Here is a 14,750-nt window from a genome sequence, read left to right as displayed (position 1 = left end):
CGTCGCCGTAGGGCGTCAGTAGTGGCGCGGGGACATGACCTGGGGGTCGGCGTCCGGGGCCTCGAGGACGCAGCGCGGCAGGCCGGGACCGGGTGTCGCGCGGACGGACACCGGCATCGGCGGCTCGGTCGGCAGCTCCACCTGCACGGTGACGGGCCGGTCGTGGTGCGTGGTGCCGTGTCCGGTCTCCTTGCCGTCGACCAGGATCTCCACCTCGACGTGGTGGCCGGTCTCGACGGTGGCGCTGACGGAGTGCCCCGCATGATCGATGTGGAAATGATGGCGTCGTCTCATGAGATCGCCTCCGTCGGGGCACTGCCAACCGGCCCCCCGTCCAGCGTAACCGCGGCCGCCGCCGGCAGCAGGTCGGCCACCGCACCGCCGGGGCGGGCAGGGTTCCCCGGAGCGTTTTGGTTTGGGGGTGGATCCTCAATACGATCCGGCGATGATCACAAGAAAATGGGTGGCGGCCGGGGCCTGTGGCCTGTTGGCCACTCTGGCGGTCGGGCTCTTCCCGGCGAATGCCGCCGCCGGCGAACCGGTGGCGAAGGAGTCCCCCAAGGTCGAGCTGGTCCTCGACGTCAGCGGCTCGATGCGGGCGACCGACATCGACGGCAAGTCGCGGATGGCCGCGGCCAAGCAGGCCTTCAACGAGGTGCTGGACGCCACGCCGGACGAGGTACAGCTCGGGATACGGACCCTCGGGGCCACCTATCCCGGTGACGACCGGCAGCTCGGCTGCAAGGACACCAAGCAGCTCTACCCGGTCGGCAAGCTCGACCGGACCGAGGCGAAGACGGCGGTTGCCACCCTGGCCCCCACCGGCTGGACGCCCATCGGGCCCGCCCTGCTGGGCGCGGCCGAGGACCTCAAGGGCGGCAACGCGACCCGGCGGATCGTGCTCATCACCGACGGCGAGGACACCTGCGCCCCGCTCGACCCGTGCGAGGTGGCGCGGGACATCGCGGCCCAGGGCATCCACCTGGTCATCGACACGCTCGGGCTCGTCCCGGACGCCAAGACGCGCAACCAGCTGATCTGCATCGCCGAGGCAACCGGCGGCACCTACACCTCCGTTCAGCACACCGCCGAGCTCTCCGGCCGCGTCAAGCAGCTGGTGGACCGCGCGGCCACCCCGGTCGTCACCCCGGTGGCGACCGAGGGGGCCAAGCAGTGCGCGGGCGCCCCGCAGCTCGGCCCGGGCCTCTACACCGACCGTGAGACGTTCGGCGAGCACCGCTGGTACCGGGTGGACGTCAAGCCCGGCCAGGAGCTGCGCGCTTCGGTGAGCATCGCCGCCGACCGCGCCGTCAACAACGACTACGGTGTCATGCTGCGTGCGACGACCGTGCACGGGCGGGAGATCGTCCGCGGCTCGGAGGCGGGCGACGGACGCACCGACATGATCTCCGCCGGCCTGCGCTACCCGAAGGCCGAGCTCGACTCGGACACCGACGAGGACGGCAAGGCGGCGGTGGAGACCGTCTGTCTGCAGATCAGCAACTCCTTCTCGGCGCCCGCCTCGGTCAAGACCACCCCGGGCCTGCCCGTCGAGCTCACCATCGACGTGGTCGACGGGCCCGACGACGCGTCCGACGCGGCGGCGTTCGGCCTCGGCCGCGGCTGGTGGCTGCTCGGCGTGCTGGTGCTCGCCGGTCTCGTCGCCGGTCTGCTGTGGGGCTGGATCTCCCGCTGGCGTATCTCGGTCTGGAGGACCAACTGATGCGTACCGTACGCATACTGACCGCCGCAGCCCTCGCCGTCGGCGGTGTGCTCGGCCTGGCCGCCGCGGCCGCGGCGGACACCCCGTCGGCGAGCGCGAGCCCGAGCTCCGGCGGCAAGGCGTCCGGGCCGACCGAGGCGGGCACCGCGTTCCGTACCGCCACGGCGATCCAGCCGGGCCAGCGGGCCACGGCCGACGCGTCCACCGGTGACTACCTCTACTGGGTGGTCCCGCTGGACTCGGGGCAGCGGGCCACGGTCAAGGCCACGGTGAAGCTGCCTCCGGCGGCGAACCGGCACGGCGCCTCGACCTGGCAGCTCGACGTCTACGACGGGCTGCGCCGCCGCCAGGCGTGCACGTACGGCACGCAGCAGGCCGCGGCGGCCAAGGAGGCCGCCTCGGTCGAGCTCTCCTGCACCCTGCGCACCGTCCGCCCGGGAGCCGAGCCCTGGGCCAACGACCCGCTCCCCGGCAGCTACTACGTCCGCCTGACGGTCGTCGGCGTGGCGGAGGAGGACCTCGGTCTTCCGGTACGGGCCGAGGTCGAGGCCGTCACCCGGGACACGGGAGGCGCCTACGCGGTGGACGGCGCCCTGGCGGCGCCGCTCGTACCCGGCATCGGCAAGACCGCCCAGGCGGCCTCGGGGAGTTCGGCGAAGCCGCAGCCCGCGGCGGTCGGCGAGCCGGCCGACGGCTGGTCCGGCGGCCGCTGGTCCGACCGCTGGGTCTGGACCGCGGCGGGCGGACTGCTCGGCGCCCTCGCCGGCATCTTCGGGTACTCCCTCACCCGCGGCAGGGGCCGCCCCACCCGGGTCCCGCCCCACGCATGACCGCCCCGGCGGCCACGGCACCCGGCCGTGGCCGCCGCCGTTCGGCGTGGACCCGTGGGGGCACGGCTCTCAGTAGGCCGCCTCGGCGCGGCCCGAGTCCGCCGAGATGTCCAGCCGGCCCGGCGCTGCGGGGTCGTGCATACCGGGGGCGACGTCGCAGCGGCCCGTCCCCGCCCGGTCCGTGACCCGGAACCGGGTGGCCGCGGGCACGGTGAGCCGGAGGTGGCCCGCGCCCGCCCGGGCGGTGACCTGCTGCGGCGGGGCGGCGAAGCGGGCGACGGCCGAACCCGCCCCGGCCCGGAGGTCGGCCTGCGGCGAGCTGAGCCCCGAGGCTTCGAGCGAGCCGGAGCCGACGCTCGCCCGCAGCGGTCCGCGCAGCGCGGTCAGCCGGAGCCGGCCGGCACCGACCTCGGCATCGACGGCGCCGGCCAGCCCGCTGATGTCCACCGTGCCGGAGCCCGCGCTCACCTTCACCGGAATGCCGGCGGGCACGGTGACGCCCAGGTCGACCGAGCAGCCGAGGCCCGATTCCACGACGGCCCCGACCGCCGGGCAGCGCGGCGTCAGCTTCAGGGTGTCGCCGAGCCAGCTCTCCTCGATCTCCGGAGCGGTCAGCGACCAGCGCACCTCGGCCCGGTAGGCCACCTGCCGGTCGGAGCGGGGGGTGACGCGTACGTCGGCGCCGCCCGCATCGATCTCCACGGCGGCCACCGGCCGTTCGCCGCTGCCTCCGCTCAGCGTCCCGCTCTCGGTGGACGTGTACGCCCAGACCTGCCGGGCGGCCGGGGCGACGACGAAGACGGCGCTCAGGACCGCGGCCACGATCCACGCCACCCGCTGCGGACGCCAGCCGTCTGTCTCACCGCTTCCGCCGCCGCCTGCGCTCACGAGGTCCCGTCCAGGAAGCGCAGCACCGCCAGCACCCGCCGGTGGTCGCCGTCGGCCTGCGGCAGGTCGAGCTTGGCGAGGATGTTGTTGATGTGCTTGGCGACCGCGCTCTCGCTGATGACGAGCTGCGCCGCGATCCCCGCGTTGGAACGCCCCTCGGCCATCAGCGCGAGCACCTCCCGCTCGCGCGGGGTGAGCCGCTCCAACGGGTCGATGCCCCCGCGGCGCAGCAGCAGCTGCGAGACGACCTGCGGGTCGAGCGCGGTGCCGCCGGCCGCGACGCGCTTGAGGGCGTCGATGAACTCCTCGACGTCGGCGACCCGTTGCTTGAGCAGGTAGCCGATGCCCCCGGTCCGGTCGGCCAGCAGATCGGCGGCGTAGCGCTCCTCCACGTACTGGGAGAGCAGCAGCACCGAGGTCCCGGGCCACTGCCGGCGGATCATCAGGGCGGCGCGCACGCCCTCGTCGGTGAAGCCGGGCGGCATGCGGACGTCGACCAGGGCCAGGTCGGGCCGGTGTTCGGCAACGGCGGCGAGCAGGGCCTCGGCGTCCCCCGTCTCGGCGGCCACCTCGAATCCGGCCATTTCGAGGACCTTGACCAGCCCTATTCGCAGCAGCACCGAATCCTCGGCGATCACAGCCCGCACGGCAGCTCCACAGTCACGACGGTCGGGCCCCCGTGGGGGCTGTTGATCAGGATGGTTCCGTCGACCGACCCTACGCGTTTGCGCAGGCCCACCAGCCCGGTGCCGCGGGCCGGGTCCGCGCCGCCCACCCCGTCGTCGGTGACGGTGATGCGCAGCAGGCCGGCGTCCCGGCGGGCCTCCACGCGGCAGCGTGAGGCCTTGGCGTGCTTGGCGACGTTGGCGAGGGCTTCGGAGACGACGAAGTAGGCGACCGCCTCGACGGTGGGACCGGGCCGGTCCGCCAGTTCCACGGTCAGTTCGACGGGCAGGGGCGCCCGGGCCGCGATCCCGGAGAGGGCCGCGTCGAGTCCCCGGTCCTCCAGGACGGCCGGATGCAGGCCGCGTACCAGGCTGTTGAGCTCCTCGATGGCCTCCTTGGCCTCGCGGTGGGCCTCGTCGATCACGGCCTTCGCCTCGGGCGGCAGGTCGGTGAGCGTGGCGCGGGCGATCCCGAGGTTCATGGCGAGGGCGACCAGGCGCTGCTGGGCGCCGTCGTGCAAGTCGCGTTCGATCCGGCGGCGTTCGAGGTCGGCGGCGTCGAGGACGCCGGCCCGGCTCTCGGCGAGGTCTTCGACGCGGCGCTCCAGCTCCTTGGCCCGGTTGGGTCCGAGGAGGGCGGCCGCGGCGAAGGCGTCGAGCCGGGCCAGGGCGGCGGCCGCCCAGGGGGTGGCCGCCAGGAGCAGGGCGCCCAGCACGGTGACGACGTCGTAGCCCTGGGTCCAGCCCAGGTCGCGGTCCCCGACGGGCAGCAGCCACGACCAGGCGTACACGGTGGCCCCGGCGATCCCGCCTGCCCAGGCGAGGACGATCAGGGCCCCGCCGGTCCCGGCGAGCGGGCTGACGAGCAGGTGGTACCCGTACTGCCGCCATGTCGACTCGGAGCGCAGCCGTTCGAGCAGCCCGCGCGGGTGCAACGGCCGGTGCGCGTACCCGACGGCGGGTATCTCCAGCTCCACCAGCTCCCGGAACCGGCTGCGCTGGAGCAGGGTGAGCAGCGGGCTCAGGAGCAGCATCACGAGCAGGGCGGCCACCGCGCGTCCCGGCGCCACGACCACGCAGGTGAGCGCGGCCGCGGCGGGCAGGGCCGTCGGGATCCCGGCGACGGGGAAGGCGGTGCTGCGCCAGGCCCACGCCGACCAGGGAGCGTGGGCGGCGATCCAGCCGGTGGTGCGCCGCAGCGCCCCGGAAATTCCCATGCCCGTACGGTAATCGCACTGGTCAGAGCCGTGCCACCACCCTGGTGCCCGCCCGGGGGTGCAGCCAGTGCCACCCCCGGTCCGGACAGTGCCGCTACTGATTTCGCCCTCCCGCGCGACCAGAGTGGTCGCCGTGCCCGGGGGACGGACCGCCGGGGCCGGAAGGAGCTCCACCGCCATGACCCTCGTCGCCCCGCGCTTCCACGCCCGCCGCACGCCCTGGCCGGCCGTACTGCTCAGCGGAGCCGCAGTGGCGCTCCTGCCGTGGATGGCGGTGCTGGTGAAGACGCTGCCGCAGACCGCGGAGGTCTCCAACTGGTCCACCGCCTGGATCGGGCTGGACGCCGTGCTGGCCGCGGGACTCGGCGGTACGGGCCTGCTGCTGAGGCGGCACGATGCCCGCGCGGCGCCCCTCGCCGCGGCGACGGCCGCTCTGCTGGTGATGGACGCCTGGTTCGACGTGACGACCTCGGCTCCGGGCAGCGCCCGGGCGACGGCCCTGGTCCTGGCGGTGGGCGCGGAACTGCCGCTCGCGGCGGTGTGCGCGGTGGTGGCGGCCCGCCGCCCGCACCAGCCCTAAGGCTGCGCCCGGACCGGGTGGCCCTCGGCGTCGGTGGGTTCCTTCTGGGTGGAGAACCTGGAGATGAACACGTCGAAGAGGCCGTCCGGGCGCCGGGTCAGCGTGGCCCCGTCCTGCCAGATGCCGTTGTCCGCCCACCACTGACTGCCGTACGGGTCGCCCTGGTTCTGGTGGATGTTGTGCATGCCGAGCCCCTCGTCGAAGGGCTCGCCGAAGATCAGGACCGGCCGGCCGGGCACGAGGATCGGCTCCAGCGCCCCGGAGGCCTCCAGGTAGGAGCCTGAGATCCAGGGCCGGGGCGGGCTCAGCCGGTTCAGGATGCGCTGGTACCAGTGCGGCGGGTGTCCACCGAGGAGGCAGCCGGGGCGGTCCGCGAGCGCAGGGTGCCGGAGGTAGTCGAGCGCGCCCGATCCGGAGGTCATGGCGAGGTCGTGGTACCCGGGCGACGGCGAGTCGACGGGTTCGAGCACCGAGGCGTGGAGGGTGAACACCTTCCACTGCACCCCGACCGCGGAGTTCTTGCTGTCCACGTCGACGGCACACGCGTAGCGGCCGCCGGGGGTGTCGACCTCCAGATGGACGTGGAACCAGCGGCCCTGGTCGTCGGGCCGGTCGCGGAAGTGGCGGTGCAGGGTTCCGGACAGCACTCCGTAGTTTTCGAGCGGCATCCCGCCAGTGAACCACCCGGCCGGCCCGGCGGCGGACGCCCCAGGGCGTGTCCGTACCGACGCGGCACCCATGGGGAACACTTGACGGAACGTTGACTGCCTCCGGAGCGAGCCGCCCCGGGCACGGTGGCTACGGTCCCTCCCATGCCCCTACCTCCTCCCCTCCCCGTCCTCCCGTACCGCAAGCCGACCCGCGGGCGCGACTACTGGGTGCTGGACGACGTACTGCCGGATCCGGACGCCGTACGGGAGCGCTGCCTGGCCAAGGACGACTGGACCGAGGGCTATCCGCACAAGCCCGAGAGCTGGCCGGGGCTGCGCGCCATGCCGGGTCTCGAGCCCGATGAACTGGCCCTGGTGGAACGGCTGGTGCGCAAGTCGACCGGCGCCCCGCGGATCTGGGCCGAACGGCCCGCGGGCGGCGGCACGTTCAACCACAACTGCGTCCAGGTCGTCGGCGAGGGCGAGTCCGAGCCGCGCCCGCACACCGATTCGCGGACCCTCTGCCGCTACGCCGCCGTGCTCTACCTCAACCCGAAGGCCCCGAAGGACTGCGGGACGAGCTTCTACCGCCAGAGCCTGCCCGGCGGCGCCCTGGGCGGCAACCAGGTGATCGCACCGCACAACAACCTGGTCGACGCGCTGGGCACCCGCTTCGTGTCCCCCGACTCCTTCACCGAGGACGTACGGGTCCCCCACCGCGCCAACCGGCTGCTGCTCTACTCCGCGAACCTGATCCACAGCGCCACCGGGTACTTCGGGCAGACCCTGGAGGAGAAGCGGATGACGGCCGTCTTCTTCTGGCAGGCATAGACCGCGGCGCGGGACGCGGACAAGTGTGACGGAAGTCTGACGGACTGCCGCCGGGCCTGGTGCGGGGGCGCCGGCGGTGGTCGAATCGGCCCGTGAGCCCAGCACCCGCACCCGTACCCGCACCACCGCCGCCCGACCCCGACGGTCAGGGCGCGCCGGTCGGCCGCCGCCTGGTCCTCGGGATGGTCGGGCTCGGCGCGGCCGGACTGGTCGGCGCCCCGTACCTCCAGGGCGGTTTCGACGGCCTCCTCGGCGCTGCCGCCGACAAGGACCCCACCGGCCTCACCGGCCTGCTGCCGAACGGCAGCGGGTTCCGCTACTACTCGGTGGCCTCCTCCGTCCCCCGCCGCGGCCCCGAGAACTACCGGCTCACCGTCGACGGCCTGGTCGACCGCCCCATGACGTACACCCTCGACGCGCTGCAGCAGCTCCCGCAGACCCGCGTCGTACGGGACGTCCAGTGCGTCACCGGCTGGCGGGTTCCCGGCACCCCCTTCGAAGGGGTGCCGCTGGCGCGGCTGCTCGACGCCGCCGGGGTGCGCCCCGAGGCCCGGGCGATCCGGTTCAGCTGCTTCGACGGCACGTACACCGAGAGCCTCACGCTCCCCCAGGCCCGCCGGGACGACGTCATGGTGGCGCTGCGCATGCAGGACAAGCCGCTGAGCCACTCCCACGGCGGTCCCGTCCGGCTGTACGTCGCCCCCATGTACTTCTACAAATCGGCGAAGTGGCTCTCCGGCATCACCGTCACCCGTGACGTCGAGCCGGGCTACTGGGAGCGCCTCGGCTACGAGGTCGACGCCTGGGTCGGCCGGTCGAACGGACGTGACGATGCCCCCACGGTCTGAGCCCGCGCCGGAGCGCGCCCCGCACCCCGGGCGGGTCCGCCGGTTCAGCCGCGCCGAGCGGTGGATCCACCGGGCCACCGCCGCGCTGATGGGCCTGTGCGGCGCCACGGCGCTCTGCCTGTACCTGCCACCGCTGGCCGAACTCGTCGGCCGCCGCCACCTCGTCGTCACCGTGCACGTCTGGTCCGGGCTGCTGCTCGTCGTGCCGTTCCTGCTGGGGCTCGCCTCGCGGGCCTTCCGCGCAGATCTGCGGCGCCTGGGCCGGTTCGGGCCGCACGACCGGGTCTGGCTGCGGGCCGCCTTGCGGCGCGACCGCGTGACGGAGCGGCCCGCCGGGAAGTTCAACGCCGGGCAGAAGGTGTACGCGGGCTGGCTGGCCGGGGCGGTGCTGGTGATGGCCGGCACCGGCGTGCTCATGTGGTGGACCGGTCTCGTCCCGGTCGGCCGGCGCACGGCCGCCACCTTCGTCCACGACTGGCTGGCCCTCGCCGTCGGCGTCGTGCTCGCCGCGCACATCGGCAAGGCCCTGGCCGATCCCGAGGCCCGGCGCGGGCTGCGCACCGGGTCCGTCGGCCGCGCCTGGGCCGAGCGCGAGCACCCGCTGTGGCAGCCCGGACGGACCGAGGAGTGAGGGGGGCCGGCCGACACGGATCGCGTGCCGGCCGGGGCCGCTGCGGGCCCGGCCTCAGCCGCCGTCGCGGACCGCGACGATGCCGTTGAAGACGCCGACGTACGCCGTGCCGTCGGGGCCGAGGGTGATCGGCGCCCAGTTGTTGTCGTACAGGGGGCCGGTGCCGGTCAGCTGCCGCCAGCGGCGCTCGCCGGTGCGGAAGTCCACCGCCGTCAGGTACCAGGCGTCGATCCCCCAGGCGTTGGGCTCCTTCTCGTAGAAGTAGAGCAGCCCGTTCGCGGTGGACAGCTTCGGGACGACGGAGGGCGCGCGGATGCCGCTCTGCCACACCGTGTCGCAGCCGCTGCCGTCGGCGCGGACGTCGATCCGGCTGGCGCCGCCGACGACCGACTTGCCGAGCAGCAGGCTGGTGAGGTTCTCGTAGCCGTAGTTGTTCTCGACGACGATGCTGTTGCCCCAGGTGATCAGGGAGTTGTCGGTGGTCGAGGCGCCGCTGGCGAACACCGGGACCGTGCAGACCAGCCGCCGGTCGGCCGGCACGTCCGCGCCCCGCCGGTAGACCAGGACGTTCATGCGGTCGTCGGCGTTGTCGGTGATGGCGACGTAGCCGTCGCCGAACAGGTCCGGGGTGGTTCCCGAACCCTGGTTCACGGAGCCCGGTTTGGTTCCCGTACCGCGGTCGTACGTCTGGCGCCACTGCACCTCGGGGGTGCCGTCGGCGGCGGCGCGGAAGCTGTAGAGGGCGTGGTCGGAGACGATCGACACACCGTCCTCGGCGACCGAGAAGGAGTTCTGGATCTCCTCGCCGGGAAGCCGGATCGAGCGGATCTGCGAGGTCTGCGGGTCCACGGTGCCCACCCTGCCCTGGCGGGTGACCCACCAGATGCGGCCGTTCCAGTCGGGCATCACGGAGGTCACGGGGTCGCAGGTGCCGCTGGGCCGCAGGTTGGTCCAGGTGACGCAGTCGTGCGGGACCTGGCCGGTGAGGTCCCAGTCGTCGTCCACGGCGAACGCCCAGCTGCCGTCCGGCTGCTGCGTGTGCGAGAGGCGCAGGATGTGCTGGCGGGAGTCGGCCAGGACGGCCCGGTCCTCGTTGTCGAGGTAGAAGTAGGCGCCGCCCGAGGTGTCCTTGAAGATCTTCGAGAAGTCGAGGGAGGTGATCGCCTCGACCGTCGAGGAACGCTGCGGGAGCTGGTGTTCCGCGAGCGTGGCCAGCGTACGGGGGTCGAGGAGCTTGACCTTGAAGCCGGAGAAGGTGCCGCACACCGTGACCAGCCTGCCGCCCGCGTCGAAGGTGGCGGTGGCGCATTCGCCGCCGAGGGCCGCGATCTTCTCGCTGGTCACCCTCGGGTTCTTGCCGAGCGGACCGGACCAGGGGAAGGTGGCGCTGCCCCCGGCGTCGGAGTGCATGCCGCTGCGGCCGTTGGGCGCGAGGAAGGGGTGCTGGGGCGGGGCTTCGCCGGGTAGCGGGGCGGCGGCCGCGGGGGCGCCGTCGTAGTGGCTGACCAGCCGGTGGCCGGGGGCCTGGGGTATCTGCTCTGCCTGCGCCGGGGAGATCCCGTACATCGCCGTGAACACGATGAGGGCGGGGACCACGGCGCAGTTCAGCGCTCTTCGGAACATCCGGACTTCCTCCGTTCTCTTCAGTTTTATTGACAGTGCGTATGACATCGCGCCGCCGCCAGACGCTAGATCGCACCGCATGAGGAGTCCATGGAAGAGCCGGATGATTCACGAAGGCGCAACAGTCGATCAAGCCGGACCGGCCGCCGGCCCACGGGCGCCTACGGGCGCAGGCCCGAGACCACTTGGGCGGTGGCCGACAGACCGTCGTGGATGGTTGCCGCCATGCTGCTGCTCGCGAGGTAGAAGCCGAGCAGCGCGCAGACGAGGGCGTGGGAGAACTTGAGGCCGCCGCTGCGCATGAAGATCCATGCGAGGACGAGGAGCAGCACGACCACGGAGAGCGAAATCACCATCGATACCTCCTGAGAGCGGCGCCCATCGTGGCGCAGGAAGGGGTGCCTTCGGGCGAAACCCGTGTCCGCCGTACGGGTGTTGACCGTCCGTGACGGGCGATCCGTGCTTGACGATCTCTCCCCGGGGCTTGCCCTGCCGCCCACGCCCGTGCCATATATGTCTAGACCTTTACGAGGAAGCGGACGTCGAGGAGGGCCCCGTGCGACGCACCGCCCCCCTGCTCGTCCTCCTGGCCGCCACCGGACTCGCCGCCTGCACCGCGGCCGACACCCGGCCGCCGGCAGCCCCTGCCGGGATCACCGCGCAGGCCGGCAGCGCCACCTCCGTGCACGTCATGTGGCAGGCGGCGGCCCCGGCCGACGGGGTGACCGGCTACCAGGTGTTCCAGGCGGGCCGGCTGGTGCGCGAACTCCCGGCCGACAAGACGATGGTGGACATCACCGGCCTCACCCCGCAGACCGCCTACGCCTTCACGGTCCGGGCCCGGGACGCCGCCGGCAACGCCTCCGCCCCGAGCGCGGCCGCCGCGGCCACCACCCCGGCGGCCAAGGCCGAGGACCGCCAGGCCCCCAGCGCCCCCGCCCGCACCACGGGCCGGGCCGACGGGCCCCGGGCCGCCACCCTGTCCTGGGCTGCCGCGACCGACGACACGGGCGTGACCGCGTACGACGTCTACCAGGGCGGCATCCGGATCCACACGGCCGGCCCCACCGAGACCGGCACCACCCTGACCGGCCTCCAGCCGGACACCGTCTACACCTTCACCGTCCGCGCCCGCGACGGCGCGGACAACTCCTCCCCCGACGGCCCGGCGGTGGACGTGACCACCCCGCCGTCCGCCGGCCAGGGGCCGGGCACCGCCCCCGCCGAGTTCACCGCGACCGCCTCGCCCGGCGCCGTCACGCTGACCTGGACCGCGCCGGACACCGGCCGCCCGACCGGCGAGTACGAACTCCACGTCAACGGACGGCCCGTGACCGTCATCCAGTTCGGCGCCGGCGCCGTGCCCCCGTCCGGGGCCGCCGGGGTGGAGCACCGGCTCACGGTGACCGAGCCCGCCGGCACGCAGTGGACGCTCAAGCTGCGCGCCCGCCTGCCCGACGGCAACTGGGGAGCGTTCTCCGCGGAACGGCGCATCGTACTCGTGCCGTGAGGCGGCCGGCCGATGTCCCGGCAACGTGACAGCAAAACGGACCGAACGGCACTACCGGACAAGAAGATCGCGCACAATACATCCGTGTTCGGTGAGTACGCGTTCAACAGCAAAGAGTCGGATTCCGCGGAGGCCGACGGCGATCCCGAGCCGGCTCCCGGCGCCCTGCCGGGGAACCTGCCGCCCGACCCGGCGGGCTTCATCGGCCGGGAGAACGAACTCGCCGAACTGCACTGCCTGTTGCGTTCCCGCAGGCTGACCACCCTCACCGGGGTGGGCGGCGTCGGCAAGTCCCGGCTCGCCCTGCGGGCCGTCACCGACCCCGAACAGGCCCGGCCCGACGGGGTCTGGTGGGTGGATCTCTCGCCGCTGCGCGATCCCGGCCTGCTCACCATGACCGTCGCCCACGCCGTCGGTCTGGCCGACCACTCCGCCCGCCCCCTCGACGAGGAGCTGTGCGCGTGGGTGGCCGACAAGGAGCTGCTCCTCGTCCTCGACACCTGCGAGCACATGGTGGCCGAGTGCCGCCACCTCGTGGGTGAACTCCTCCAGTCCGCACCGGGACTGACGGTCCTGGTCACCTCCCGGCAAGCGCTCGCCAGCCCCTGCGAGAAGGTCGTCGAGGTCTGCCCGCTGCCCTGCGACGGACCCGACAGCGACGCACTCGCCCTGTTCCGCGCCCGCGCCGTGGCCGCGACCCCGCAGGCCGCGGCCGCCTTCGAGGACCCCGAACGGGCCGAGCTCGCGGCCGAGGTCTGCCGGCGCCTCGACGGGATCCCGCTGGCGCTGGAACTCGCCGGCGCCCGGCTGCGCCTGTGGACCCTGGAGCAGACGGCGCAGCGCCTGGGCGCCCGCTTCGCCGTGCTGTCCGACACCCGGCCCGTGCTCCAGCCCCGGCACCGGACGATGCGGACCGCGATCGGCTGGAGCCACGAGCTGTGCGAGCCGGTGGAACGGCTGCTGTGGGCCCGGCTGTCCGTCTTCACCGGGGACTTCGACGTCGCCGCGGCCCGGGCGGTGTGCTCGGGCGGCCCGCTGCCCGCCTCCCGGGTGGAGCGGGTGCTGGCGGGGCTGGTCGCGAAGTCCGTCGTGCGGCGCAGCCGGGAGCGCGGCGCGGGCACCCGCTACCGGATGCTGGACACCATCCGCGAGTACGGCCACGACTGGCTGACCGAACTCGGCGAGGTGCACACGGTCGCCGACCGGCACGCCCACTGGTACGCGGCACTCTCCCAGGCCGCCGACCGGGGCTGGCTGGGCCCGGACCAGGTGGACTGGTACCGCAGGATGACCGCCGAGCACTCGCAGCTGCGGACGGCGCTGGAGCACCTCCTCGCCGCCGACCCGGCGGCCGCGCTCGAAATGGCGGGGGCGCTGTGGTTCTTCTGGTTCTCGTGCGGGCACGTCCACGAGGGCCGGGGTTTCCTGGAACGGGCGCTGAAAACGGCCCCGGGCACGGGTGCCGCGTACGCCCAGGCCGTATGGGCCCTCGGGCTGACCGCCCTGCTCCAGGGGGACATGGACGCGGCCCGGGAGCTGGGCGCGGAGTGCACCCGCGCGGCGGCCCGGCTGGCGGATCCCGAGCCGGAGCTGCGCGCGGCCTATCTCCACGCGGTGTCGGTGCTGATGCCCGGGGATCCCGTACGGGCGCTGGAGCTGGCGGGGCCCCGGGCACGGGGCGGGCACGGCGGGCGGACCAGCGGCCCGGGCTGGCTCCTGTGCCGGCTGGCCACCAGCTACGCCCTGTGCGACCTGGAACGCTTCGAGGAGGCCGCCGAGGAGGCGCGGCGGCTGCGCGAGGCGTGTGCGGAGCTGGGCGAGCGCTGGCTGCGGGCGTACGCGGACTACGTGCTGGCGGTCGCGGCGCTCGGGCTCGGCCAGCACGGGGAGGCGGCACGCCACGTACGGGCGATGCTCTCGGGCAAGCGGCTGCTCGGCGACCGGTTCGGGATAGCTCTGGGCCTCGACATGCTCGCGGCGGCGGTGGCGGCGCTGGGCGACGGGGAGCTCGCGGCGCGGCTGCTGGGCACCGGGCACGCCTGGTGGCGCACGGTCGGCCGGCCGCAGATGGGCTCACCCTCGCTGACGGCCCTGCGGGACCGGGGCGAGCGGCAGGCCCGCGCGGCGATCGGCGACGAGGCCTACGAGGCCGCGTTCCTGGGTGGTGCGGCGGCGTCCACCGGCTGAAGTCCAGCCGGTGGGGCCGCGTAACGTCGGAGCTCCCGTCAGTACGGGAGGGGTCTGCCCGACGGTGTGCGCAGGTCCAGGTCTCGGGGTGCGGGCTTGGGGACGGGCTTGCGGATCAGCTGCTGGCGCATGCGGCCTCCTCGCTCAGACCAGGGCCGGGCGGCGGGGTTCCACCACGCGGCCGTCGGGGAGCAGCTCACCGGTATCGTCGAAGATCACCAGGCCGTTGCAGAGCAGACTCCAGCCCTGTTCGGGGTGGAAGGCCACGGTGCGGGCGGCGTCGTGATCGGCGCTGTCGGCGGACGGGCAGGGGGGCTGGTGGGAGCACATGGCGCACCTCCTCGCAAAGTGGGGCGGGAGGGCCGGTGGTCACCCGGTCGAATCCGCGATCCACGGTGGCGGTGAGTATTACTGATCGCCGCCCCCGGACGGAACCCATTTCAAGGGTCCAGTTCAGGGTGTGTATGCCCGCTCACCATGCGCTCATGCCCGGTATCCGGTTCGTTCACCCGGCGTCCCTTGGAGGGGGCGGCCTCCGTGCCCCGCAACGGTGTTCAGGGGGCGCAC

Annotated in this window: 16 protein-coding genes; 8 read left to right on the top strand and 8 right to left on the bottom strand. The window is 73.7% G+C overall.

Annotated elements, in window-relative coordinates:
* Positions 1 to 15 precede the first annotated feature (15 nt).
* Positions 16 to 294, bottom strand: a complete 279-nt coding sequence (locus AB5J51_RS32850; RefSeq protein ID WP_053790188.1) for a hypothetical protein — start codon at positions 292 to 294, stop codon at positions 16 to 18.
* 151 nt (positions 295 to 445) lie between these two features.
* On the opposite strand from AB5J51_RS32850, the gene AB5J51_RS32845 reads away from it, so the two are divergent.
* Together AB5J51_RS32845 and AB5J51_RS32840 are read left to right on the top strand one after the other, a co-directional pair.
* Positions 446 to 1,723 carry a VWA domain-containing protein gene (locus AB5J51_RS32845; protein ID WP_053790189.1) on the top strand — a complete coding sequence of 426 codons (1,278 nt, stop codon included), beginning with the start codon at positions 446 to 448 and terminating at the stop codon, positions 1,721 to 1,723.
* On the top strand, positions 1,723 to 2,553 hold the full coding sequence (locus tag AB5J51_RS32840) for a hypothetical protein (RefSeq protein WP_369779271.1): 831 nt from the start codon (positions 1,723 to 1,725) through the stop codon (positions 2,551 to 2,553). Before AB5J51_RS32845 ends, AB5J51_RS32840 begins: the two co-directional genes overlap by 1 nt.
* Before the next feature lie 69 nt (positions 2,554 to 2,622).
* Here AB5J51_RS32840 and AB5J51_RS32835 read toward each other — a convergent pair whose 3' ends face one another.
* The 3 genes from AB5J51_RS32835 to AB5J51_RS32825 are packed head-to-tail and all read right to left on the bottom strand — an operon-like array spanning position 2,623 to position 5,323.
* Complete coding sequence (locus AB5J51_RS32835; RefSeq protein ID WP_369779270.1) at positions 2,623 to 3,441, bottom strand: hypothetical protein; 819 nt, start codon at positions 3,439 to 3,441, stop codon at positions 2,623 to 2,625.
* Positions 3,438 to 4,088 (bottom strand): response regulator, encoded by a 651-nt coding sequence (locus tag AB5J51_RS32830; protein WP_369779269.1) that lies wholly within the window; start codon positions 4,086 to 4,088, stop codon positions 3,438 to 3,440. Before AB5J51_RS32830 ends, AB5J51_RS32835 begins: the two co-directional genes overlap by 4 nt.
* Entirely contained in the window at positions 4,076 to 5,323 is a 1,248-nt protein-coding gene (locus AB5J51_RS32825; RefSeq protein WP_369779268.1) for a histidine kinase, read from the bottom strand. Before AB5J51_RS32825 ends, AB5J51_RS32830 begins: the two co-directional genes overlap by 13 nt.
* Before the next feature lie 178 nt (positions 5,324 to 5,501).
* Here AB5J51_RS32825 and AB5J51_RS32820 point away from each other — a divergent pair, with 178 nt between their 5' ends.
* Positions 5,502 to 5,903, top strand: a complete 402-nt coding sequence (locus tag AB5J51_RS32820; protein ID WP_136222425.1) for an LPXTG cell wall anchor domain-containing protein — start codon at positions 5,502 to 5,504, stop codon at positions 5,901 to 5,903.
* Here AB5J51_RS32820 and AB5J51_RS32815 read toward each other — a convergent pair.
* Entirely contained in the window at positions 5,900 to 6,571 is a 672-nt protein-coding gene (locus AB5J51_RS32815; protein WP_053790195.1) for a DUF2278 family protein, read from the bottom strand. The genes AB5J51_RS32820 and AB5J51_RS32815 overlap by 4 nt on opposite strands.
* 144 nt (positions 6,572 to 6,715) lie before the next feature.
* On the opposite strand from AB5J51_RS32815, the gene AB5J51_RS32810 reads away from it, so the two are divergent.
* From AB5J51_RS32810 to AB5J51_RS32800, 3 genes are all read left to right on the top strand, one after another.
* Positions 6,716 to 7,384: a DUF6445 family protein gene (locus tag AB5J51_RS32810; RefSeq protein WP_053790196.1), complete on the top strand. Its 669-nt coding sequence runs from the start codon at positions 6,716 to 6,718 to the stop codon at positions 7,382 to 7,384.
* Positions 7,385 to 7,566: 182 nt separating this feature from the next.
* Positions 7,567 to 8,232 carry a molybdopterin-dependent oxidoreductase gene (locus AB5J51_RS32805; RefSeq protein ID WP_136222676.1) on the top strand — a complete coding sequence of 222 codons (666 nt, stop codon included), beginning with the start codon at positions 7,567 to 7,569 and terminating at the stop codon, positions 8,230 to 8,232.
* Positions 8,216 to 8,863: a cytochrome b/b6 domain-containing protein gene (locus AB5J51_RS32800; protein ID WP_053790198.1), complete on the top strand. Its 648-nt coding sequence runs from the start codon at positions 8,216 to 8,218 to the stop codon at positions 8,861 to 8,863. Before AB5J51_RS32805 ends, AB5J51_RS32800 begins: the two co-directional genes overlap by 17 nt.
* Before the next feature lie 54 nt (positions 8,864 to 8,917).
* On the opposite strand, the gene AB5J51_RS32795 is transcribed toward AB5J51_RS32800, so the two are convergent.
* Both AB5J51_RS32795 and AB5J51_RS32790 read right to left on the bottom strand, forming a co-directional pair.
* The gene (locus tag AB5J51_RS32795) at positions 8,918 to 10,486 is read right to left on the bottom strand and encodes a hypothetical protein (RefSeq protein WP_369779267.1); all 1,569 of its coding nucleotides are present in this window, start codon (positions 10,484 to 10,486) and stop codon (positions 8,918 to 8,920) included.
* A gap of 161 nt (positions 10,487 to 10,647) precedes the next feature.
* On the bottom strand, positions 10,648 to 10,842 hold the full coding sequence (locus tag AB5J51_RS32790; RefSeq protein ID WP_053790200.1) for a hypothetical protein: 195 nt from the start codon (positions 10,840 to 10,842) through the stop codon (positions 10,648 to 10,650).
* 200 nt (positions 10,843 to 11,042) lie between these two features.
* Here AB5J51_RS32790 and AB5J51_RS32785 point away from each other — a divergent pair, with 200 nt between their 5' ends.
* Together AB5J51_RS32785 and AB5J51_RS32780 are read left to right on the top strand one after the other, a co-directional pair.
* On the top strand, positions 11,043 to 11,996 hold the full coding sequence (locus tag AB5J51_RS32785) for a fibronectin type III domain-containing protein (RefSeq protein WP_369779266.1): 954 nt from the start codon (positions 11,043 to 11,045) through the stop codon (positions 11,994 to 11,996).
* Positions 11,997 to 12,080: 84 nt separating this feature from the next.
* A complete protein-coding gene (locus tag AB5J51_RS32780) occupies positions 12,081 to 14,183 on the top strand; it encodes an NB-ARC domain-containing protein (protein ID WP_369779264.1) in 2,103 nt (700 codons plus the stop codon).
* 144 nt (positions 14,184 to 14,327) lie between these two features.
* Here the strand turns inward: AB5J51_RS32780 and AB5J51_RS32775 are convergent, their stop codons facing one another.
* Positions 14,328 to 14,513: a DUF5999 family protein gene (locus AB5J51_RS32775; RefSeq protein ID WP_053790202.1), complete on the bottom strand. Its 186-nt coding sequence runs from the start codon at positions 14,511 to 14,513 to the stop codon at positions 14,328 to 14,330.
* Between the last annotated feature and the right edge of the window lie 237 nt (positions 14,514 to 14,750).

The sequence above is a fragment of the Streptomyces sp. R33 genome, from assembly GCF_041200175.1.
Taxonomy (GTDB): domain Bacteria; phylum Actinomycetota; class Actinomycetes; order Streptomycetales; family Streptomycetaceae; genus Streptomyces; species Streptomyces katrae_B.
This window is presented reverse-complemented; position numbering and strand designations above follow the sequence as displayed.